Source organism: Alishewanella sp. SMS8, from assembly GCF_030737935.1.
GTDB classification, from domain to species: domain Bacteria; phylum Pseudomonadota; class Gammaproteobacteria; order Enterobacterales; family Alteromonadaceae; genus Alishewanella; species Alishewanella maricola.
Genome location: NZ_JAPJEA010000001.1, coordinates 1,110,256 through 1,130,459 on the forward strand (window position 1 = coordinate 1,110,256; position 20,204 = coordinate 1,130,459).

At 45.3% G+C, this 20,204-nt stretch carries 23 protein-coding genes; 10 read left to right on the forward strand and 13 right to left on the reverse strand.

What is annotated here, in order from left to right:
- Nucleotides 1-163 precede the first annotated feature (163 nt).
- The 3 genes from gpmM (at nucleotide 164) to ORJ01_RS05090 (ending at nucleotide 3,738) form a co-directional block, all read left to right on the forward strand.
- Nucleotides 164-1,708, forward strand: coding sequence for a 2,3-bisphosphoglycerate-independent phosphoglycerate mutase (gene gpmM, locus ORJ01_RS05080; RefSeq protein WP_306177163.1), 1,545 nt, complete (start codon nucleotides 164-166; stop codon nucleotides 1,706-1,708).
- On the forward strand, nucleotides 1,709-2,866 hold the full coding sequence (locus tag ORJ01_RS05085) for a murein hydrolase activator EnvC (protein ID WP_306177164.1): 1,158 nt from the start codon (nucleotides 1,709-1,711) through the stop codon (nucleotides 2,864-2,866).
- Between the two features lie 98 nt (nucleotides 2,867-2,964).
- Nucleotides 2,965-3,738 carry a divergent polysaccharide deacetylase family protein gene (locus tag ORJ01_RS05090; protein ID WP_226749429.1) on the forward strand — a complete coding sequence of 258 codons (774 nt, stop codon included), beginning with the start codon at nucleotides 2,965-2,967 and terminating at the stop codon, nucleotides 3,736-3,738.
- Nucleotides 3,739-3,849: 111 nt separating this feature from the next.
- Here ORJ01_RS05090 and ORJ01_RS05095 read toward each other — a convergent pair whose 3' ends face one another.
- Both ORJ01_RS05095 and ORJ01_RS05100 read right to left on the reverse strand, forming a co-directional pair.
- A complete protein-coding gene (locus ORJ01_RS05095; RefSeq protein WP_306177165.1) occupies nucleotides 3,850-4,221 on the reverse strand; it encodes a VOC family protein in 372 nt (123 codons plus the stop codon).
- 70 nt (nucleotides 4,222-4,291) lie between these two features.
- On the reverse strand, nucleotides 4,292-5,623 hold the full coding sequence (locus tag ORJ01_RS05100) for a sodium-dependent transporter (protein WP_306177166.1): 1,332 nt from the start codon (nucleotides 5,621-5,623) through the stop codon (nucleotides 4,292-4,294).
- 519 nt (nucleotides 5,624-6,142) lie between these two features.
- Here ORJ01_RS05100 and ORJ01_RS05105 point away from each other — a divergent pair.
- The 3 genes from ORJ01_RS05105 (at nucleotide 6,143) to ORJ01_RS05115 (ending at nucleotide 8,271) form a co-directional block, all read left to right on the forward strand.
- Nucleotides 6,143-6,442 carry a hypothetical protein gene (locus ORJ01_RS05105; RefSeq protein WP_226749426.1) on the forward strand — a complete coding sequence of 100 codons (300 nt, stop codon included), beginning with the start codon at nucleotides 6,143-6,145 and terminating at the stop codon, nucleotides 6,440-6,442.
- A 215-nt stretch (nucleotides 6,443-6,657) separates the two neighbouring features.
- A complete protein-coding gene (locus ORJ01_RS05110; protein WP_226749425.1) occupies nucleotides 6,658-7,116 on the forward strand; it encodes a DIP1984 family protein in 459 nt (152 codons plus the stop codon).
- 768 nt (nucleotides 7,117-7,884) lie between these two features.
- The gene (locus ORJ01_RS05115) at nucleotides 7,885-8,271 is read left to right on the forward strand and encodes a hypothetical protein (RefSeq protein ID WP_306177167.1); all 387 of its coding nucleotides are present in this window, start codon (nucleotides 7,885-7,887) and stop codon (nucleotides 8,269-8,271) included.
- 774 nt (nucleotides 8,272-9,045) lie between these two features.
- Here ORJ01_RS05115 and rpoH read toward each other — a convergent pair.
- The 4 genes from rpoH to ftsY form a co-directional block, all read right to left on the reverse strand.
- Nucleotides 9,046-9,897: an RNA polymerase sigma factor RpoH gene (rpoH, locus tag ORJ01_RS05120; protein WP_226749423.1), complete on the reverse strand. Its 852-nt coding sequence runs from the start codon at nucleotides 9,895-9,897 to the stop codon at nucleotides 9,046-9,048.
- 127 nt (nucleotides 9,898-10,024) lie between these two features.
- On the reverse strand, nucleotides 10,025-11,005 hold the full coding sequence (ftsX, locus tag ORJ01_RS05125) for a permease-like cell division protein FtsX (RefSeq protein WP_226749422.1): 981 nt from the start codon (nucleotides 11,003-11,005) through the stop codon (nucleotides 10,025-10,027).
- Entirely contained in the window at nucleotides 11,002-11,685 is a 684-nt protein-coding gene (ftsE, locus tag ORJ01_RS05130; protein WP_226749421.1) for a cell division ATP-binding protein FtsE, read from the reverse strand. Before ftsE ends, ftsX begins: the two co-directional genes overlap by 4 nt.
- Nucleotides 11,686-11,690: 5 nt before the next feature.
- On the reverse strand, nucleotides 11,691-13,067 hold the full coding sequence (gene ftsY, locus ORJ01_RS05135) for a signal recognition particle-docking protein FtsY (protein WP_306177168.1): 1,377 nt from the start codon (nucleotides 13,065-13,067) through the stop codon (nucleotides 11,691-11,693).
- Between the two features lie 81 nt (nucleotides 13,068-13,148).
- On the opposite strand from ftsY, the gene rsmD reads away from it, so the two are divergent.
- Nucleotides 13,149-13,739 carry a 16S rRNA (guanine(966)-N(2))-methyltransferase RsmD gene (gene rsmD / locus ORJ01_RS05140; RefSeq protein WP_226749419.1) on the forward strand — a complete coding sequence of 197 codons (591 nt, stop codon included), beginning with the start codon at nucleotides 13,149-13,151 and terminating at the stop codon, nucleotides 13,737-13,739.
- Here the strand turns inward: rsmD and ORJ01_RS05145 are convergent.
- The gene (locus ORJ01_RS05145) at nucleotides 13,728-14,354 is read right to left on the reverse strand and encodes a YjaG family protein (protein WP_306177169.1); all 627 of its coding nucleotides are present in this window, start codon (nucleotides 14,352-14,354) and stop codon (nucleotides 13,728-13,730) included. The two genes, rsmD and ORJ01_RS05145, sit on opposite strands and share 12 nt — an antisense overlap.
- A 350-nt stretch (nucleotides 14,355-14,704) precedes the next feature.
- Between ORJ01_RS05145 and ORJ01_RS05150 the strand changes: the two genes are divergently transcribed.
- Complete coding sequence (locus ORJ01_RS05150) at nucleotides 14,705-15,292, forward strand: DUF4136 domain-containing protein (RefSeq protein ID WP_306177170.1); 588 nt, start codon at nucleotides 14,705-14,707, stop codon at nucleotides 15,290-15,292.
- Between the two features lie 17 nt (nucleotides 15,293-15,309).
- Here the strand turns inward: ORJ01_RS05150 and ORJ01_RS05155 are convergent, their stop codons facing one another.
- Nucleotides 15,310-15,885, reverse strand: a complete 576-nt coding sequence (locus tag ORJ01_RS05155; protein ID WP_226749416.1) for a DUF3833 domain-containing protein — start codon at nucleotides 15,883-15,885, stop codon at nucleotides 15,310-15,312.
- A gap of 105 nt (nucleotides 15,886-15,990) precedes the next feature.
- Between ORJ01_RS05155 and ORJ01_RS05160 the strand changes: the two genes are divergently transcribed.
- The gene (locus tag ORJ01_RS05160; RefSeq protein WP_306177171.1) at nucleotides 15,991-16,608 is read left to right on the forward strand and encodes a 2OG-Fe(II) oxygenase; all 618 of its coding nucleotides are present in this window, start codon (nucleotides 15,991-15,993) and stop codon (nucleotides 16,606-16,608) included.
- Nucleotides 16,609-16,611: 3 nt separating this feature from the next.
- Here ORJ01_RS05160 and ORJ01_RS05165 read toward each other — a convergent pair whose 3' ends face one another.
- From ORJ01_RS05165 to ORJ01_RS05175, 3 genes are read right to left on the reverse strand one after another with little or no spacing between them, the layout of a single operon-like run.
- Nucleotides 16,612-17,052 (reverse strand): DUF192 domain-containing protein, encoded by a 441-nt coding sequence (locus tag ORJ01_RS05165; RefSeq protein WP_306177172.1) that lies wholly within the window; start codon nucleotides 17,050-17,052, stop codon nucleotides 16,612-16,614.
- A 17-nt stretch (nucleotides 17,053-17,069) separates the two neighbouring features.
- On the reverse strand, nucleotides 17,070-17,936 hold the full coding sequence (gene ubiA, locus ORJ01_RS05170; protein ID WP_306177173.1) for a 4-hydroxybenzoate octaprenyltransferase: 867 nt from the start codon (nucleotides 17,934-17,936) through the stop codon (nucleotides 17,070-17,072).
- Nucleotides 17,933-18,451 (reverse strand): chorismate lyase, encoded by a 519-nt coding sequence (locus tag ORJ01_RS05175; protein ID WP_306177174.1) that lies wholly within the window; start codon nucleotides 18,449-18,451, stop codon nucleotides 17,933-17,935. The genes ubiA and ORJ01_RS05175 overlap by 4 nt, the downstream gene beginning before the upstream one ends.
- Before the next feature lie 153 nt (nucleotides 18,452-18,604).
- Here ORJ01_RS05175 and ORJ01_RS05180 point away from each other — a divergent pair, with 153 nt between their 5' ends.
- Nucleotides 18,605-19,003, forward strand: coding sequence for a flagellar basal body-associated protein FliL (locus ORJ01_RS05180; protein WP_306177175.1), 399 nt, complete (start codon nucleotides 18,605-18,607; stop codon nucleotides 19,001-19,003).
- Between the two features lie 7 nt (nucleotides 19,004-19,010).
- Here ORJ01_RS05180 and glpG read toward each other — a convergent pair whose 3' ends face one another.
- On the reverse strand, nucleotides 19,011-19,820 hold the full coding sequence (glpG, locus tag ORJ01_RS05185) for a rhomboid family intramembrane serine protease GlpG (RefSeq protein ID WP_226749410.1): 810 nt from the start codon (nucleotides 19,818-19,820) through the stop codon (nucleotides 19,011-19,013).
- Complete coding sequence (gene glpE / locus ORJ01_RS05190; protein ID WP_226749409.1) at nucleotides 19,807-20,130, reverse strand: thiosulfate sulfurtransferase GlpE; 324 nt, start codon at nucleotides 20,128-20,130, stop codon at nucleotides 19,807-19,809. Before glpE ends, glpG begins: the two co-directional genes overlap by 14 nt.
- Between the last annotated feature and the right edge of the window lie 74 nt (nucleotides 20,131-20,204).

The window sequence follows — 20,204 nt, forward strand, 5'->3', positions numbered from 1 at the left end:
AAACAGCGCTGAGTATACCGATTTTACATAAAATCCACAGCTAAAAATCGGTTTAAAAGCACTCAGCAAGCGTTAGAAAACGAATGATCACTGGAGAATTAACAAAAAATCGGTAAGATAATGGCTCATCCTCATTACCTGCTATTTTGTTCATGGAGTTTGTATGCACCCAGCTAAAAAACCTTTAGTCTTATTAATTCTCGACGGTTGGGGTTATCGCGAACAAACCGACAACAACGCCATTGCTCAGGCTAATACCCCGGTGATAGACAAACTATGGCAAGACTACCCTCACAGTTTAATTTCGGGTTCGGGTTTAGATGTTGGTTTGCCCGATGGGCAAATGGGCAACTCTGAAGTGGGCCACGTTAACTTAGGCTCAGGCCGTATTGTTTATCAAGACTTTACTCGCATTACCAAAGCCATTGCCGATGGTGATTTCTTTGAAAACCCAACTTTAGTAACAGCGGTGCAAAAAGCCGTGGCCGCAGAGAAAGCGGTGCATATTATGGGGCTGCTATCACCCGGTGGTGTGCACAGCCACGAAGAACACCTACTGGCCATGGTAAAGTTGGCAGAACAGCAAGGCGCCAGCCGCATCTATGTGCATGCGTTTTTAGATGGCCGCGATACCCCTCCTCGCAGTGCTGAGGCTTCAATCAAAGTGTTTGAAGAACACTTTGCCACTTCGGGTAAAGGACAAATTGCTTCAATTATTGGTCGTTACTATGCCATGGACCGCGACAAGCGCTGGGACCGTGTGCAACAAGCCTATGACCTACTAACCCAAGGCAAAGGTATTTATCAATATGATAGTGCCTCTGCAGCACTTGCCGCCGCTTATCAGCGCGATGAGAACGATGAATTTGTTAAAGCCTCTGCCATCCGCACCGGCGATCAACAAACCATCAGTATGCAAGACGGCGATGCCCTCATTTTTATGAATTTCCGCGCCGATCGGGCCAGACAATTTAGCCACGCCTTTGTGGATGCCAACTTCGATGGTTTTGTGCGCCAGCATCAGCCTAAACTCAGCAGCTTTGTCATGCTGACCGAATATGCTGCCGATATTCCCGCGCCGGTCGCTTATCCACCAGAAAGCCTTAATAATGTGTTAGGCGAATGGTTAGCCAAGCATCAAAAAACGCAGTTGCGTATTTCTGAAACGGAAAAATATGCGCACGTTACCTTCTTCTTTAGCGGAGGACGTGAAGACCTGTTTGACGGCGAAGAGCGGATTTTAATTCCATCGCCGCAGGTCGCGACTTACGATCTGCAGCCAGAAATGAACTCAACCGAATTAACCGACAAACTGGTCGCGGCCATTCACGGCGGTAAGTTTGATGCGATCATTTGTAATTATCCGAATGGCGATATGGTTGGCCATACCGGTATTATGAGTGCCGCAATTAAAGCCGTTGAAGCCGTTGATAGCTGTATTGGCAGAGTGGTAGCCGCCTTGCAAGAAGTCGGTGGCGAATGCTTAATTACCGCAGATCATGGTAACGCTGAAATGATGCAAGATCCGCAATCTGGTCAAGCTCATACCGCCCATACCAGCGGTCCAGTGCCGTTAATTTATGTAGGGCGTCAGGCTAAAGTTATCGAAGGCGGTGTACTCAGTGATATTGCACCGACCATGCTGCATCTGATGGGTATGCCAAAACCAGATGAGATGACCGGCAAAGTGTTGATGCAAGTTAACTAAATGCCACCATCGCACAGCAAGACACCCTTTATTATTTGGCAGCTTGGGCTGCTGGTGTTTTGCTGTGTGTTTTTCAGCACGGCGCAGGCGCAACAAAAACCGCAAGCCGAGCGTGAATTACAGCAACTGCAAAATCAAATTAAGCGTACCGAACAGCAAGTAAAACAGCAGCAACGCCAATTGCAACAAGCGGAGCAAAAACTGCAACAAGCAGACAGAGCCCTGGCGGAGGCTTCAGGCAAAGTTCGGCAAACCAGCCAACGTAAACAACAGCTTGAACAAGAAAGCGCTAAGCTAGAAAAACAACAAGCTAAATTGCAGCAACAATTAAATGAACAACAAACGCTACTTGCCGCCCAATTAAAAAGTGCTTACAGTATGGGGCAGCATGATTATTCTCGTTTGCTGTTGAATCAACAAGATACCGGCAAATTAGAGCGCGTACTGACTTACTATCAGTACTTTAACCAAGCGCGCATTCGGCAATTAGCCAAGATCAATCAAACGGCGCAAGATTTGGCCCATATTATGGCCAAACTCGATGAGCAGCAGCAATTATTAGCCCGCGAATTAAGCGCCTTAGAAAAGCAGCAGCAACAATTACAAAGTGCACGTAGCAGCCAACAAGATTCAGTTCAACAATTACAAGCCTTACTGAAACAACAAGGCAATCAGCTTAGCTACCTACGCCAAAATGAAAGCAGCCTGCAAAATACGATCAACGAATTACGCCGCCTTGCTGATCTGAACAAAGATATGAGCGGCCTCAGCAGTGGTAAAGGTCGTTTTCCATGGCCCTTAAAAGGTCAGTTGTTGCAACGTTTTGGGCAAAATCGGCAAGGTGGTATGCCCTCTCGTGGCATCCTGATCCGCGGCATAAATGGCAGTAACGTGCAAGCTATCGCCGATGGCCGTGTGATTTATGCTGATTGGTTAAAAGGCTATGGCTGGGTTATCGTATTAGATCATGGTGCAGGATTTATGTCGTTATACGGCCATAATCAAAATCTGTTAAAACAACCAGGAGCACAGGTAACGAGTGGTGAAGCGATTGCATTGGTCGGCGCCAGTGGTGGCCAAGCCGACGCGGGGTTATATTTCGAGATCCGCGAAAAAGGGGAAGCGGTTAATCCCTTAAGCTGGCTTTCTCGTCAATAAATAACTGTTTAAAATCATCTTTAACGCTTACTATTCGCCATAATCTATTAAAGTGTTAAAGCTGTCGGAGTCCCGGCATTAAAAAGGAAAGTGTTGTCGTGCGTTTGAGTTTGTTGCTGTCTGCTGTTTTACTTTGTGTGAGCTCGGTTACCGCAGCAGCACCCCGCATTGCCATTATCATCGATGATATTGGCTATCAACGTAACGATCTGAAAATGGTCGAATTACCCTATCAGCTAACTTACGCCGTATTACCGCATACCCCTTATGGCAAACAAGCGGCCGAACAAGCCTTTATGTTACAAAAAGACGTGATGCTGCATATGCCGATGGAAGCCACTCATCGTAACAGTTTAGGCCCTGGTGCCTTAACGCAAGAAATGTCGAAACAGCAAGTGCAATTGACGCTGCAACAAGCGCTGGCTGATATTCCTTATGCGATTGGTATTAATAACCATATGGGTAGCCTGTTTACTGCCTTAGAGCAACCCATGGCGTGGACCATGGAATATTTGCAACAACGTCAGCTATTTTTTATTGATAGCCTTACCACACCGCAGAGCACCGCACGCCGTTATGCGAAACAATACAACGTGACCATTTTATCGCGGCATGTCTTTTTGGATAACGAACAAAACCAACAAGCGCTAGAAAAGCAATTTAAGCAATTGCTGCAAATTGCCCGGCGCCATGAAACCGCTATTGCTATCGGCCACCCCTACCCTGAGACTTATCGTTTTTTACAACAACGCTTACCGCAGCTACAAGCAGAAGGTATCGAATTAGTTGGGATCTCCGCACTGTTGCCTGAAAGTCATCAAGTGATCGCTGCCGGTTTTACCGAGCCAGCCAGTTATAGCCCTGAAGAATAAACTAAAGCCCATTTCACGCGCTCTGCTATCAAGCCTAAAGGCGTCAATGCGCTGCAGTAACGCCGTTTACCCACTTAACGCCTACGTGCAGCCAGAATGGTCTGTTGCGGTTTAAACGTGTTGATCAAACAAGATAGAATTACCATCAGGATCGGTCACTGCAAAACTGCCTGGGCCACGTTCATTTTTCAACTGCTGTTGACTAAGCTCGATGCCTTGCGCCGTTAATTGCTCAGCAATTTGACGCACATCCGTAAAACTAGGCAACGCTTGCGCATGTTGATCCCATCCCGGATTAAAGGTCATGATGTTGTGTTCAAACATACCTTGAAACAGCCCAATATTGGTGTCGCCATTTTTCATAATAAGAAAACGGTGCACCAGCTCACCGGCATACACCGTAAAACCTAGCTTTTCATAAAATGCTTGTGATACCGCTAAATCTTTTACCGCTAAACTGATTGAAAAACAGCCGACACTCATAAAAAAGCTCCATTAAAAAAAAGCCTAAGCAATGGCTTAGGCTTGGTTAAATAAGCTTAGCAGATCGCCATTATAACGACCGGTAAAACATCACAGCGATCACCAGCGGACAAACAAATTTCACATACCAGGGCCAAATGCGCCAGAACCAACTGTATTCCGCATTCGCATCGGCGGTTTTTAAGTCTTGTAAAATGTCATTACGATGCCAGATCCAGCCAGCAAAAATGCACAGCATTAAACCGAGCAGTGGCTGGCTGTAACGCGTAGTTAGGGTAATCACGAAGCCAAACAAACTGTCAAAATTCAGCAAAATAGTCGCGCTAGCAATAAAAATAATCGCTGCGACTAACCATACGGCTTTCTTACGAGCCACTTTTTGGTGTTCAACCACGTAAGATACCGGTACTTCTAACATTGAAATAGACGACGTAAGGGCCGCAATCGACATCAATAAGAAGAACGTTAGGCCAACGAACAACCCGACCAAGCCCATCGTGTTAAACAGTGACGGTAACACGGTAAAAATTAAGGTATCTTCAGCAAGCAACTGGCCACTTTCATTGAAAATTTCGACTCCGTTATTAAGTGCTACATACATAGCAGGAATAATCACTAAGCCTGCCAGTACCGCAACACCGATATCAATTAAAGATACGGCCGCCCCTAGGCGCGGTAAGTTTTCACTATGGCTCACGTAAGAGCCATAAATCAGCATAGTACCCACCCCTAACGACATGGAGAAAAAGGCTTGGCCCATCGCGCTGATCAGCAAGTTAGGATTAAGCACTTCGGCAAAGTCAGGCAACAGATACACTTTTAAACCATCCATTGCGCCGTCTTGCGTCATAACATAAGCAAACAACAACAACATAATGACGAACAAGGTTGGCATTAAGCGAACTGACCAACGTTCGATACCATCTACCACGCCGCCGCTGACAATACCCACGGTTAGCAACATAAAGAACGCACAAAATAGCAGGTTGCGCTCTAACGAAAAGGTGACCAGCCAGTTAGCCAAGTCAGTTAAACCAGCAATATTAGCGACGGCTTCCAGCGCATAGGAAATCATCCAGCCACCGACAATGCCATAAAACGCCAAAATCAGTGATACCGTGATCAGACCCATCACCCCGACTGCTCGGCCAGAAATACCCCGCGACACCTGACCTAAGGCATCGACCACATTCGACTTGGTGGCACGGCCAATTAATAACTCTGCCATCAATACTGGGTATGCCAATAAAAACGCTAATAGTAGGTACATTAAAACGAATGCGGCGCCGCCATTACTGGCTACCTGCGATGGGAAGCCCCAAATATTTCCCAAACCAACAGCTGAACCTGACGCTGCCAGCACAAAGCCGATCCTCGATGAGAACTCTCCGCGTATAGCCATAAAACAACCTTTTTTATAATTATGTAATTAACCTGAACTTGAGTTGTGGTGGGTCGCGCTTTGCGCCAACCGGGTGTTAAGTTGCCACACCCTGCAATAAAACTGTTTTTATCTGTATTTATTTTTTGCTGCTTGAATATATCGCATAACGCCAACGTGTTCTATGGAATGTTCAAGCACAATGCCAGTATTACGCTGATTTTCGTCGCTACTGCGACGACTTAATCCAAACAATGCTATCACAAGACAACAGCGATGAAGTTATGGCCTGAATTAAGGTTATTCAGGGAAGATAATTTGTATTAAAAACGATTATTGGCTTGTGTGCCGCTGGTGAGTCAGCAGTATTATGGTGAATTTTAAGTGAATTAAATACTTAGCATGCCATTCAAGTTGTTTACTTTAAGTAAACTTATAAGTATAAACTTACTTGGCCTTGCAGATACGACTAAGAGATCAACATAAGACCTGATGGGTTAATTAAAATTATATTTTTGATTATTTAAATGGACTTGTTTAATGCTTAAATTGATTTTGTTTATTATTGTTTGCGCCAATATTGGTTGCCTAATTTGTTACAGAAAGTATCAATCGTATTTTGAAAAGGTAGCATATTACAATGCTATCGCTGGTCTTATAGTCCTTCCTGTTAGTATCGTTGGTGTGTTTTTATCTGCAACCAATATTCAAGGAATACACGGCGATACATCAATTTATGGTTTGGTCATCTTTATTTGGGCTATCACAGTGTTAATCTCACTAGTTGCGGTAGTTAATCTAATTCTCAAAAATATAAAAAATAACCTAACAGGCTGTTAAATCAAGACGAATAACAGTTGGCTTTTGCTCATACATCGCTTGTGTTAGGTGGTTCAAAGGAGCTGACTTTGACAATTACGCTAGGATGTAAGCAGAGTCTGTATTTTTTGGTGCATCCATATAAATTCGTTTAGGCCAAAGAAGCGTGGCTTTCACTAGACTGCCTACGCTGCAGCAGCAAAATAGCAAAGCGTTAGCCTTTTAAGGAGATAAATTTGAAACTCGCAGAAGCATTAAGTATCAGAGCCGACTTACAAAGAAAGGTAAACCAATTAAAAGAACGGATCTTGAGGAATGCAAAGATCCAGGTTGATGAAAAACCTGCTGAAGATCCAAATGAGCTACTTTTAGAGTTAGATCAGGCTTCGAAAGAGCTAGTTGTATTGGTAAAAAAAATAAATAAAACAAACAATGTTTTGAAGTTTGAGCAAAATAATACAATGGCTGACATCCTAGCCGAGCGAGAGCAGCTGGCTTCTTTGCGAGATCTCTACAGAGAGTTAGCCAAACAGGCTACCGTTTCTCAAGATCGTTATAAAAAGCTAGAGATCAAGTTTATGCCTGCTGTAGACGTCAAGAGTATTCAGAAACAGGCTGACGACTTTGCTAAGCAGTTCCGTGAGCTTGACGTAAGGATACAAGCATTAAACTGGACTGAAGATTTGATCGAGTAAAGAAGTACGGTAGGTTTGTATTCGGGCGAATGTTTCCCGTCAACTGGGTTAAGTTGTAATACGGTGAGGTGTAGGGGCATGCCTCGAAGGTTCGACTCCTTCAGTTATTGTTATCCCCTGTATTGTGTACATTAGAACAAAGTACTCATTACTGTTACTCCCAAAAACATTGACGTTTACACGCTGAGGGTGGGTATGGGGTCTTCTTTAACTTAGCAAGGTTGAACTTAAGATAAGGCAATCATGATGAATCGTCATTTAGGATCAAATACAAAACATTAGGTGGTTTTAAATGCATGGCCTGCGGTCGCTTGGATAGCAACAAGTTACAATGCTATGTTTTTTTACAAGGAAAAGTGATTTGAACAAAATAGATAATATTTTAAAAATAGGCATAGTTTTGGCTACTTTTGTTTTCATTAATGGTTGCGCCGCTCACCTTAACAAAGACACGTTCACCTCATCGGAATTAGTGAAAAAGCATGCAACAATGGCAATAGCAGCTTGCGGCCAAGGCAATGTTAAGAAAGTTTCTACCAAGGGCTACGAGTGTCATATCTAGCATGGTGCTATCGGCGCCGCTCCGATGTGCTCTAGCTAAACTTAATTTTGCTGATAAGTACTATGGTAAACGCCTAATCGATGAGCTTTTCTTTAACGCTACAAGCAAACTGCTCTATATTTGACATGGGTAATTTTATGCACTCTGTATGATGTATTAATCGATTGCTGTGTAAACCGTTTCGTAACGTCAGTAGGGTAACTTTTATGGACACCGCGCATGGTAATTATTCACTGTCGGTCAGTGGACAGATTATTTTCTGTGATTACTCACAAGGGTTTAACATTGAAGGGGTGAGAAAACTTACCCATGATATTCTAGTATTGGCATCGAGTATGGATGAGTGGGTACTGTTCCAAAACCCTGAAGAATCTGCAGGTATTGTCCATAATGCTATCGTAGAAATGATGTCAAGTTACGTCAAACTGCAAAATGCAGGCTGTAAGGCAGTGGCAATTGTTGAAAACAGTATTTTTGTGAATGCCGGGATCCGATATCACCCTAAAGAGTTAACCATGCCCATTCGAATTAATAAAGATGGCAAAATGCTGCTGGCATGGTTAGAAACCGAACTAAAAAAGCCACGTGAATGATCTATAAATACTGAAAAACGTTTTTAAATTGGTCATTAAATCCATTCATCATATTTTGCTGTTAACTCCGCTTTTAACGATAGGGTCTTTGCCTATCCCCCGCTAATTATTTACCCAATTTCGTTGCAAGCCGAGCAAGTTTGCGCGCCTAAGGTGTTAAGACGAGGGGTGTTTGAACGAGGCGAGGTAGCGCCGAGCGAGTTACCTCGTCGCCTTGGGTGGGCAAAATTTAACGGGCTTTGCCGCAACGTGAGCCTGTAATATCTTTGGTGACTTTCTTTTGGCGAAACAAAAGCAAGTTACTCGCCAACGGCGAAAACGTTAAACGCTGCGTAAAGCTTCGGCTGGAGCACGCTTTAAATACATCCTTGTACGCTCCTCTTTTTCATCCCTGAAAAAGACGTCTCCAGCCAAAGTTTACTTCGCTGTTGTCGCCCGCATCAATCCGAAGTGTCTATGCTGTTAATCCCATTACGTTGTAAGCCGAGCAAGTTTGCGCGCTCAAGGTGTTAAGACGAGGGGTGTTTGAGTGAGAAGCGGTAGCGCCGAGCGAGTTACCTCGTCGCTTTGGGTGGGCAAAATTTAACGGGCTTTGCCGCAACGTGAGCCTGTAATATCTTTGGTGACTTTCTTTTGGCGAAACAAAAGCAAGTTACTCGCCAACGGCGAAAAGGCTTAATAATAAACTAGATAATTAATTAATAAAAAACCCGCGCATCACTCAGTGATTATCGCGGGTTTATCTTTTTAGTGCTGCTTTACAGCACAAAAAACTTAACTAACTAAAGCTTGATGCAGCTTTTTCATGGCGTTTTTCTCTAGCTGGCGAACTCGCTCAGCAGACACTTGATAACGCTCAGCTAACTCTTGCAGAGTGAGTTTTTGATTGTCTAACCAACGTGCGCGCACGATATCTTGGCTGCGATCATCAAGAGTGCGCATAGCTGCTTGTAAACGATCCACTGCGGCAGTATCCCACTGTTCATCGGCTACTTGCTCGGCCAGATCAGAACTTTTATCTTGCAGATAATACACTGGTGCCGTGTAGCTACTATCATCATCTTCATCGGGGGCATCAAACGGCATATCGTAGTTACTCATACGAGATTCCATTTCACGCACTTCGTGCTCGGCTACCCCTAGCGACTCAGCAACGTTTTTTACTTCGTCTTGGTTAAACCAACCCAGATGCTTTTTCGATTTGCGCAAGTTAAAGAATAATTTACGCTGGGCTTTAGTAGTGGCAATTTTCACAATGCGCCAGTTTTTCAGCACATATTCATGAATTTCGGCTTTAATCCAGTGCACAGCAAAAGACACTAAGCGTACGCCTACTGCAGGATCAAAACGCTTAACGGCTTTCATCAGGCCAATATTGCCTTCTTGAATTAAATCACTTACCGGTAAGCCATATCCTGAATAGCTACGCGCAATGTGCACTACAAAGCGTAGGTGAGACATAATAAGTTGACGGGCAGCTTCTAAATCGCCGTCTTCATGAAGACGCTCTGCCAGATGGCGCTCTTGCTCAGCCGTTAGCATTGGAATTGAACTAACAGAATGAGTGTAGGCTTCCAGACTACCGCTGGCAGCTACAGAAAGTGGCATATAAGCTGATTGTGTCATGGTTTTGCGCATCCTTAAAACAAACTATGGGAAGATATTAGCACTCTTTACGAGAGAGTGCTAATCCTAGATCAGCTTTTTTAAGATCTGCTTTTTATAACTAATAACTTTTTAAGCACTTTTAGTACTATGGGCCAGATGGCTCAATCGCCCGAATATGTCGGCGTACCGAAAGGTAAGAACCGCCAACACCTAAGGATACCGCCAGTAAAATAACACCGAAAAATTCGTATAGATTCATCGCCTGTAATTGAAAGTCGCTCTGATAAAGACTGGTGATATCACTGATGGCTCCCCGTAACCCCCAAAGCAAGGTTTCAGACACCAAAAACGCTAATAATCCGCCTAGCACGCCAAACCATAAACCCGTGTATAAAAAAGGGCGCTGAATAAAACTATCAGTGGCGCCGACCAATTTCATCACTTCAATTTCAGCTTGTTTGCTGATAATCGATAAACGAATAGTATTACTCACAATAAACAGAACTGCGCTGAGTAATAATAATGCGATGGCAATCACGGCTTGCTGCATCAAGCGCACCACCGCTTCTAAGCGGGTTAGCCACTCCAAATCCAGTTTAGCGAACTCAACGATGCGCTCAGCCGCTAATTGTTGCATTAAGGCCCGCGCTGCCGCAGGCTCAGTGTTCGCGGGCATAACCACTAACACATCTGGCAACGGATTTTCTGTGAGGTAATTCAGGGCTTCACCAAAGCTAGAAGCGGCTTGAAATTCAGCCATCGCATCGGCTTTATTGATATGCCTAACCGCGGTGATCTGTGGATCGGCTTTTAAAATAGTTTGCAGGCTTTGAATTTGCGCCGCCGATGCGTCCTCCCGAATAAATAAATTAATTTCAGCAGCTTTAGCAAAGCTATTACTGATTTGCTGGGCGTTCTTGACCAATAAGTGCAACGTAACCGGTAAGGTTAAACTGAGCCCCAGCACAATAATGGTTAAAAACGAGGCCGCAGGCGTACGCCATAACTCACCTAAGCTACTTAAAGCTTGGCGGATATGATGCACAAAAAACATCAGAAAACGGCGCACCAAGCTAATACGGTTAGCCTTCGCTCCCGTAGCGCGGCCACTGAACAAAATACTCATACTTGAATCCTCGTTGGGTTCAGATCATCGTTGATCATGCGCCCTTGCTTTAAGGTCAAAGTACGATAACGCATTCGCGCAATCAGCCCCAAATCGTGGGTTGCTACCAATACAGACACACCAACCTGATTAAAGGCTTCAAAGACTTGCATAATATCGCGTGATAATTCGGGATCAAGGTTACCGGTAGGCTCGTCTGCGAGTAACAGCGGCGGCTTATTTACTACCGCCCGAGCAATGCCGACACGTTGTTGCTCACCGCCTGATAAGGTTTCAGGCAAACAACGTTGCTTATCTAACAGCCCTACTTTATCGAGAGCAGCATGCACACGTTTAACCATCTCTTTGCCTGTAAAGCCTTCAATGACTAAGGGTAAGGCGACATTATCAAAAACGGTATGATTCATTAATAAGCGGTGGTTCTGGAAAATAATACCTACATCGCGGCGAACATATGGAACTTGGCTACGCTTTAAACGGCTTAAATCAATATTATTGATCATTACCCGCCCGGTGCTAGGGCGCTCGATCATGCTAATCAGCTTTAAAATGGTACTTTTACCCGCACCAGAATGGCCAGTTAAAAACACCATTTCGCCTTTGGCGATGCGGAAATTGATACGCTCAAGCGCCACAAAACCGCCGGGATAACTTTTGCTGACATGATCAAACTGCAACATGCGGTTTAGTCCTTATTAAATAACGCCCGGATAAAATCTTTAGCTGCAAACTGCCGCAAGTCATCAATGGCTTCGCCTACACCGATAAAACGGATCGGCACTTTAAACTGATCCGCAATTGCGAAAATCACCCCGCCTTTGGCTGTGCCATCTAGCTTAGTTAAACTAATGCCCGTTAGCGGCACAGCCTCATTAAATAACTTGGCTTGGCTTAGCGCATTTTGGCCGGTGCCAGCATCTAACGTTAGCATCACTTCATGTGGTGCCTGCACATCAATTTTTTGCAGCACGCGTACGATTTTCTTCAACTCTTCCATTAAGTGCGCTTTATTTTGTAAACGCCCTGCGGTATCAGCGATTAAAATATCCACTTTACGCGCTTTAGCCGCTTGATAAGCATCAAAAATAACAGAGGCACTGTCGGCACCGGTATGCTGTGCAATAACGGGGATCTTGTTACGCTCTCCCCACACTTGCAATTGCTCTACCGCAGCGGCGCGAAAGGTATCACCGGCGGCTAACATTACGCTCTTACCTTGCTGTTTAAATTGCTGTGCCATTTTTCCGATAGTGGTGGTTTTACCCACACCGTTAACGCCAACCATTAAAATAACAAAGGGGCCACTGCTGTTTTCTGGGATTAAAGGCTGTTCCACATCGTGTAATAACGTTGCCATATCCAGTTGCAGTTTATCAAATAATAAACCCGCATCTTTTAATGCTTTGCGATCGGCATGTGTAGTGAGTTGTTTAATCAGCTTTTGTGTCGTGTCCATGCCCACATCAGCCAGTAATAGCTGCGTTTCTAATTCTTCGTACAACTCTTCATCGATTTTCTTACCGACAAACAAACCCGCTAAACCGGCGCCGAGGTTTTGGCTGGTTTTTGCTAAGCCTTGTTTTAAGCGTGTGAAAAAGCCCGGTTTTTTCTGTGTCTGTGCGGCAGCGATGGGCTCTGCATTGTTTTCAGCGCTGACTGCAACATCAGATGAAACTGCAGCATGCTGGCTTGAAGTCTCCACCTCGGCTTGAGGTTTAGTGGCGGCTTGCTCAACCTCGGCAGATTTTACAGGAGCGGCTTCGACAGGCGTTGGCTCTGCGACGCTCTCTGCTGGTTTTAACGCCGCCGTCACAGCAGTGGGTTCTGACAGTACTTGCACATCAGATGCTGGAGTGGCATCCGTTACGGCAGGCTCTGCAGCAGCCGTCTCTGGTGCGTTATCGGCGTTAGGCTGGGTGGGCGTTAAGAAAGGCTCAGCAGCAGGTTCAACTGCCGTAGGCGTTGCATCGTTTAAGGTGGTATCAGCGGCAGGGGCATCGGCCGGTGGGTTATTTTTCTTACCAAAACCTAACCAGGAGAAGAGTTTATTTTGTTTTGTCATATGCTTTTGTGTCAGAGTCGGAAAACTAGGATAAAATTGGCTTTATACTAACACCTTTATCAGCAAGGCAAAATGCAATAGATGAAACAACTGAAAACGCATGCGGCTAAGGCAGCACAACCTGGCTTTGTCAGAATTATCAGTGGCAAATGGCGCGGTAAAAAGCTGCCGGTAGCCGATGCTCTGGGTTTGCGCCCAACCACCGATCGCGTAAAAGAAACGCTATTTAACTGGTTGATGCACGATACTGCACAAAGCACTGTGCTAGATTGTTTCGCCGGCAGTGGCAGTTTAGGTTTAGAAGCCCTATCGCGGCATGCGGCCTTTGTAACCTTAGTTGAAAAGGCGCCCAACTTGGCTAAACAATTACAGCAGCATTTACGCCAGCTCGACGCCAGCAACGCTGAGGTGTTAAATCAAGATTGTTTATTGTGGTTACAGCGCCCGGCGCTACGCCAATATAATTTAGTGTTGATTGACCCACCCTTTCGCCAGAATTTAGCGCAGCCATGCTGTGCAGCATTAGAACAACAAGGTTGGTTGGCTGAAAATGCGCTGATTTATCTGGAAACAGAAAAGGAACTGACATTAGAAAGCATACCGGCGAATTGGCGCTTATTAAAAGAGAATATCGCCGGTCAGTTAGCGTATCGCTTATGGTTAAGAGGCTGATGACGGGTTTTGGGGCAATTCCATTGCTAAGTTGGTCAGCCCCTGCTCTTTTACCCAGGCCTTAAGGCTTTGCATTTGCTCACGACCTATCACGGTCATCGGTGTTACTAACGCGATAAGCTCAGCTAAACACTCCATTTCATAGCACATTAGCGGATCTTCACGCACAATCTTCTTCAACTCGGCTTCGGTAGTAATATCTTCATCAACCGTGTTGTATTCAATTAAACGCGCCACTGTCGCTTGCGAAATTTTAGCGACATTGAGAAACTCTGCGGCATCTAGCTGACAAATACCATTTAACATCATATCTAACGCCGTGGCGCAATCAACCGCCGGATAAACACCGAACATATCAAAATGATTCACTTCTGGCGTCACCAACTCGAGCTCTTGTGCTAAACGCTCAAAGTTAATTTTAACTTTTTTTACCGTTAACCATTCCCAGCACAGATCTAAAATATTGCGTAACAACTTGCTGTCACCAAACTCGCTTACTTCAGCAAACAACTGATAGTTCGGTAACATTCTTTCCATTAACGTCGCGGCAATCGCGGCTTGTTGATATAACGATAATTCGCGCATTAATTGAAAGTTATTCGCTTTTTGATTCATAAAGATCCTGCTAAGGGTACTGACAAAGACAGCGTGGTTAAGTGAGTTGTCGATTATAGCCTAATGTTAGCGATCGATGTTGCAAGCATCGGCGAGAATATTCGACTATTTACACTGACCGCATGTTGGCCTCGAAATATTTTTGCACCATGCCTTACGCCAAGGTCGGCGCAGTGTATGATAACTATGGCTCAGTATTATGGCGCAATTCGCTATAATAGGAACCTTTAAGTAGTTTTAACAGTCATACCCTGTGCAGATAATGCCAGATCCAGTCGATGCTAAGTGCTGATCGCACTTGGGCATTTTGCAGTAAAATACTTTGTATCAGTAACGGTAAGCAGGTGTTTATGAACAGACAATCTTTTTCAACCATGTGGCGTACTTTAGTAACAGCGGGCAGTTTGCTGCTCCTTAGTGCCTGCGCGACTGGCCCTACCGTACGCTCAGATCAAGCCCCCGATGCCAACCTGGCTAATTACCAAACCTTTGGCTTTATGACCGAGTTAGCCACTGACCGGGGCGGTTATACTTCGCTGGTGACACAACATCTGAAAGCCGCGGTCACAGCTGAAATGACCGCACGAGGTTATCGCTTTTCTGAAGAAAGCCCGCAGTTATTAGTCAATTTCAATTCGAACGTAGAGCAACGCACTGATATTCGCACCACCACTTCTACCGCGCTTGCGCCTTATAGCTATTACCACTACCGTCGTGGTTTTTACAGCCCGTTTCCTTACTATCAAAAAGAAGTAGAAACCGTGCGTTACAAAATTGGCACCGTCAATATCGACGTGGTTGATGCGGCACGTAAGCAATTGGTGTGGGAAGGGGTTGCTGAAGGCGTGTTAAAAAGACAAGATTTAGAAGAGCCACGCCAAGCAATGGCTCAAGTTGTTGCGAACATTTTCGACAAGTTCCCACAACCGCGCCGCTAAGCGGCGCGCTAGCTGCTTTAGCTTTTACTGGCCAGTTCAGCAACCTGCTGTTTGAGGTTACTGCAACTGGCTTGCGGATTTAGCTGTTGAATAGACAAGGTTAATTCCGCCACCTTAATTCCAAACTTATGCATTGTTGTGCGGTTAATCAGGTTTTGTTGATCCACCAAGTACAACCAATCTTTAACCGTAACATCTAATTCATCACCGTTATACGGAATGCGCAATACATACTGCCAATACAAGCTATTACCGGCCAACTGGCCATTGGCTGCACCCACTACATCCCCTGCAGAACCGGTTATGCGACCATCGGCAAATTGCGTTAACTGCCAATGCCGCTGCTCAACTCGGCCATCGCTAAAATAAAAGACTTCATATAAGTCACCTTTATCACCCTGCCACTCACCGCACAAGTCTGCAGTAAAGCGTAATGTTTGCTTACCGCGCCAATCGTGCAGTACCCCATAAGCCTTGCCACTGCCTAAGAAAAATTCTTTTAACGAAAGTTTGGGTGTTTCGGCTTGATACTGCTGCACCGACTGACTACAACCGGCCAGCAATAACGCGGCCGCCATGATACAAATACGCATATCGGATCTCCTGATAAACCTTGCTTAAGCATACGCCAATAACTACCGTCTGGCTCAGTACTATGGCAAACTAGCGCCCCGTTACTCTTGCCAAGAAGATTCATCATGTTCAGCATTGACCCTGCGCAATTTGCCCCCTTATTGGACAAATTTAACCAACAGGGATGGGTATTAGCCCCTCAATTTGTGCCTGCGGCTTTAAATCAAGCGCTATTAGCGGATTTGCAGCAACAACAGTTGCAGCATGCGGGCGTAGGACGACAGCAAGCGCATAGCATCAACGCAGACATTCGGCGTGATAAAACGGCGTGGTTTGATGGGCAAAGCACCGCGCAACAACAGTACCTGCAATTAATGCAAGCCCTACAACAGGCGTTTAATCGGGCATTTTTTTTAGGGTTATTTGATTTTGAGTGTCACTATGCGCGTTATAGCCAAGGCGACTTTTATCACAAACACCTTGATGCATTCCGCGGCCGCTCTAACCGGGTGCTGACCACCGTAAGCTATTTGAATACGGTCGGCCAAGGTGGCGAGCTACAACTGTTTAGCGAAGAGGGTCAACTTATCAGTAGTATTGTGCCAACGGCAGGCAGTTTAATTTTGTTCGAAAGCGAGCGTTTCCCGCATCAAGTATTACCGGCCGTAGACGAGCGTTACAGTATTGCCGGTTGGTTTAGACGCAATAATAGCCTGCAAGGACACATTGATCCGCCTAATTAACATTTAAGGTTTTGCTTCTGCGGCCAGTAAACGTACAGGAGTACCTTTACCTAGGTTTTGTGCAGCAAACCAACCTTGCGGCATTTCTAATGCCGCAATAATGGCAATCTCAGAGGGTACCGGCGTTTCATCAAATGGTTGCAGCTGACGAATATGGTGGATAGTCCAATCTTCGGTAATAAAGGCAACATCCAACGGCATGCTTGTGTTGCGCATCCATAAACTGATTGCTTGTGGCTCGGTATAAAGAAGCAACATACCGGGTTCAGCCTGTTGTTGAAACATCAAACCCTGGGCGCGCAACGTAGGGGTATTGGCCAACTGCACCGGCACAGTTACCGAGTCTAATTGCAAACGCGCAGCGGGAAAAGTCAGCAGTGTCGTCTGCGTTGTCGCGGCACAACTGGTTAATAACAAACAGAAACTCAGTAACCATGCTTTCATGCAAATCCCCCTAGGCTCTATTGAGCAAAGCTCACAAAAAGCCCAATAAAAATAATTAAACCCACATAGTGGTTATGTAAAAAGGCTTTAAAAGCACCTTGCCTGCTGTTATACGCTAACCAGTGCTGGTAAGCAAAAGCCGGTAGCGTAGCAACAATAGCCAGATAATACGGCCAGCCTAATAATAATTGCCAGCCAATCCAGCTTAATAGGCTTAAGAAGATCAGTTGCAGCACGGCAATAATCGGTAACGCGAAGGCACCAAACAAAATCGCAGTAGATTTTACGCCAATCTGTAAATCGTCTGGCCGATCGACCAGCGCATAGTAGGTATCATAAGCCACTGTCCAACATAAATTGGCTAAATACAACGCCCAAGCATAACCGGGGATCTCGCCCTGATAGGCCATAAATGCCATCGGAATACCCCAACTGTAAGCCGCACCTAAAACCACTTGCGGTAAATGAGTGTAGCGCTTCATAAAGGGGTAACAACTGGCCAGTAGCACGGCCACTAATGCCAATAATTGGGTGGCCCTATTGAGAAACAGCAATAAGCTAGCCGCCAGCACCAGCAGTACTACAAACAATTGTAACGCTTCGCGGGCGGTGACCGCGCCAGTTGCAAGTGGTCGGTTTTTCGTGCGTTCTACCTGACCATCGACTTTACGATCAGCATAATCATTAATCACGCAACCGGCTGAGCGCATTAAAATCACCCCTAATGTAAAAACCAGCCACATGCTAAAAGACGGTATACCTTCGGCTGCGAGCCACAGCGCCCACCATGTTGGCCATAGCAGCAAATAAATACCAATAGGTTTATCTAGTCGCATTAACTGGCTATAAAAAGCCCGCTGCTGCCAACGTAACTGCCAACTCATAAATTTAGTACCCCGGGCAAAAAGACTTCTGCAACCAATAACGGTTGCTCTGCTACTGAAAATACCGAGCGTCGCGCCCAAAAATACCCCGGTGCCACGCCAGCAAAACCTTTAGTTAAGGCTAATTGTGCGACTTCAATAGCGCTTCTGCTGACATCATCAAATTGAAATAGCAACTCGCCCAGCGGCTGTTCGCCTAGCGCAACTAAGGCTTGGATGTGCTGCATACTTTGCTCCGGTAACCAGCTTTGAGCATAAACGACAGGTTGTTCGTTACACCACATTAACACTTCTCGGCACACGCACTGCTGCACTGGCTTTGGAAAACTCGCTTGAAGAAAATGCGGCAGTTCAGCAGCAGTCTCGGCAATAACTTGTAAGCGAAAAGACGTACTATGCGCTTTTAATCTGGCGGTTAAAGAACCCGACTCTAACAGCCAAGGCGCTAAAGATGTGGGTAAAAGCGACGTGGCCGCATGCTGCCAAGCCTCTTCTAATGATAAAACAACACTCATCGTTTTCTGCTATCAAGCCCTTATAAAAAGTTGCCGCATCATAGCAACTGCTTAAATTTTTTTCAGCTCAAATTGCCCGTGCACTAGGTAATTTCAGGATCTGCTGATATTATTAAAAAACGTTATCTCTTTACGGTTACGGAATTTCTGCCTTTGAAATCAATTCTGCAAAGTCTATGCTTCGCCCTGTTGCTGTCTGGTAATGCAGCGGCGCAACAAACAACTACCGAAGTGGTTTATTACGGTTTTGAGCCGGATATCGTGACGAATTTTGTCTCGGAAAATCGCCGCAGTTTAGGCTATGTGCGAGTCTCCATTGAGTTGATGCTGCCAAATAAAGAAATGCTCTCAGTCATCGAGTATCACGAGCCGATGATCTTAGACACCATTATTGGTATTTTAAGTAAACAGCCTGAACAAAAAATTAAATCAATTACCGGTCGTGAAGAAATCCGTTTAGAGATTTTTGAACAGTTAAAAGCGGTATTGAAACGGGAAACCGGCCAAACCATGGTGCAAGATATTTTATTTACAAAGTATCTTTACCAATAAGCCCGCTTCACACGGGCTGTTTTGAATGACGCAATACAGCCCAAATTAGGCCACACGCCAACCCGCCTAAATGTGCCCAATTGGCCATATTAACCCATAGCACATCCATAAATCCTAAGGCTAACCACAACACCATAAACGCCGCTAAACCATCGGTCACTGGGTAATGGTGTTTTCCGGCCAACTTATCACTCAGCCAACAATATCCAAACAGTGCATACACCACGCCAGATAAGCCGCCAAAATCAGGACCAACTAACGCCAACTGCAAACCATTTGATAATAATGCACTACTCAAAGTTAATTGAATAAGCAACGCACTGCCCGCTCGCTGTTCGATTTTTTGTCCAAGCAAAAACCACCAGCACAAATTAAACACGATGTGCGTTAGCGAAAAGTGCAGCAGTATTGGTGTTATCCAACGCCAAATTTGCGCTGGCTCTGTTAACATCAGAGCGCTATTGGCCGCTTGAAAACTGAGTTGTTGCCATAAATATATCAGGCATACCAGCAGTACTATGAGTGAGGTAACAGGAGATTGCAGTAACTGTGACCAACGCAAACTTGGCCGCTTACCGCTTGTTGCTATGGTTCGGCTTTGTTGCCAAGCGGCGGCTTGATAACGGGCGTGCTCGGGTTCAGTCAAAAACTGCTTTAATAACGGCTCAATTTGGCTCAGTTGCTCGGCCGGTGCGGCTAAGGTGGTTGTTTGCCCTTCCTGCGCCAGCTCTACCTGCAAACCTTTGCTGGTGCAATAGTCTGCAAATAAACGCGCAGGAATAGCCGACTCAAACGCGACAAACTTATGCATTGTCATCAGTGACAACCGGATATTCGGCACGCCAAGCTGCAACGCCACCGTCCATGCTATACACCTCTTCATAGCCTTGTTGTGCTAAATATTGCGCGGCACCTTGGCTAGAATTGCCGTGATAACACACCACAACCACGGGCTGCTCAAACGGAAACTGCTGCATAAATTGCACAATACTGCCATTTGTTAAGTGATAAGCGCCTTCGATATGACCGGCAGCAAAACTGTTTTCATCCCGGATATCCGCAATAATGGCTTGCTGCGTGATCAGCTGTTGAGTTTCGGCCACCGAGATACGTTTAAAATCGCTCATTTTCACCTCATTCAGAAAAGGCCTTATCATAGCGCAGCGCTTTGTGAATAGCAGCCTTGATAACAAACTTTACA

Excerpts from the sequence above, each read along its gene's own strand:
- gpmM (WP_306177163.1), top strand. The coding sequence starts at position 164 with ATGCACCCAGCTAAAAAACCTTTAGTCTTATTAATTCTCGACGGTTGG.
- ORJ01_RS05085 (WP_306177164.1), top strand. The coding sequence starts at position 1,709 with ATGCCACCATCGCACAGCAAGACACCCTTTATTATTTGGCAGCTTGGG.
- ORJ01_RS05095 (WP_306177165.1), bottom strand. The coding sequence starts at position 4,221 with ATGAGTGTCGGCTGTTTTTCAATCAGTTTAGCGGTAAAAGATTTAGCG.
- ORJ01_RS05100 (WP_306177166.1), bottom strand. The coding sequence starts at position 5,623 with ATGGCTATACGCGGAGAGTTCTCATCGAGGATCGGCTTTGTGCTGGCA.
- ORJ01_RS05105 (WP_226749426.1), top strand. The coding sequence starts at position 6,143 with ATGCTTAAATTGATTTTGTTTATTATTGTTTGCGCCAATATTGGTTGC.
- ORJ01_RS05115 (WP_306177167.1), top strand. The coding sequence starts at position 7,885 with ATGGACACCGCGCATGGTAATTATTCACTGTCGGTCAGTGGACAGATT.
- rpoH (WP_226749423.1), bottom strand. The coding sequence starts at position 9,897 with ATGACACAATCAGCTTATATGCCACTTTCTGTAGCTGCCAGCGGTAGT.
- ftsX (WP_226749422.1), bottom strand. The coding sequence starts at position 11,005 with ATGAGTATTTTGTTCAGTGGCCGCGCTACGGGAGCGAAGGCTAACCGT.
- ftsE (WP_226749421.1), bottom strand. The coding sequence starts at position 11,685 with ATGTTGCAGTTTGATCATGTCAGCAAAAGTTATCCCGGCGGTTTTGTG.
- ftsY (WP_306177168.1), bottom strand. The coding sequence starts at position 13,067 with ATGACAAAACAAAATAAACTCTTCTCCTGGTTAGGTTTTGGTAAGAAA.
- rsmD (WP_226749419.1), top strand. The coding sequence starts at position 13,149 with ATGAAACAACTGAAAACGCATGCGGCTAAGGCAGCACAACCTGGCTTT.
- ORJ01_RS05145 (WP_306177169.1), bottom strand. The coding sequence starts at position 14,354 with ATGAATCAAAAAGCGAATAACTTTCAATTAATGCGCGAATTATCGTTA.
- ORJ01_RS05150 (WP_306177170.1), top strand. The coding sequence starts at position 14,705 with ATGAACAGACAATCTTTTTCAACCATGTGGCGTACTTTAGTAACAGCG.
- ORJ01_RS05155 (WP_226749416.1), bottom strand. The coding sequence starts at position 15,885 with ATGCGTATTTGTATCATGGCGGCCGCGTTATTGCTGGCCGGTTGTAGT.
- ORJ01_RS05160 (WP_306177171.1), top strand. The coding sequence starts at position 15,991 with ATGTTCAGCATTGACCCTGCGCAATTTGCCCCCTTATTGGACAAATTT.
- ORJ01_RS05165 (WP_306177172.1), bottom strand. The coding sequence starts at position 17,052 with ATGAAAGCATGGTTACTGAGTTTCTGTTTGTTATTAACCAGTTGTGCC.
- ubiA (WP_306177173.1), bottom strand. The coding sequence starts at position 17,936 with ATGAGTTGGCAGTTACGTTGGCAGCAGCGGGCTTTTTATAGCCAGTTA.
- ORJ01_RS05175 (WP_306177174.1), bottom strand. The coding sequence starts at position 18,451 with ATGAGTGTTGTTTTATCATTAGAAGAGGCTTGGCAGCATGCGGCCACG.
- glpG (WP_226749410.1), bottom strand. The coding sequence starts at position 19,820 with ATGACAATGCATAAGTTTGTCGCGTTTGAGTCGGCTATTCCTGCGCGT.
- glpE (WP_226749409.1), bottom strand. The coding sequence starts at position 20,130 with ATGAGCGATTTTAAACGTATCTCGGTGGCCGAAACTCAACAGCTGATC.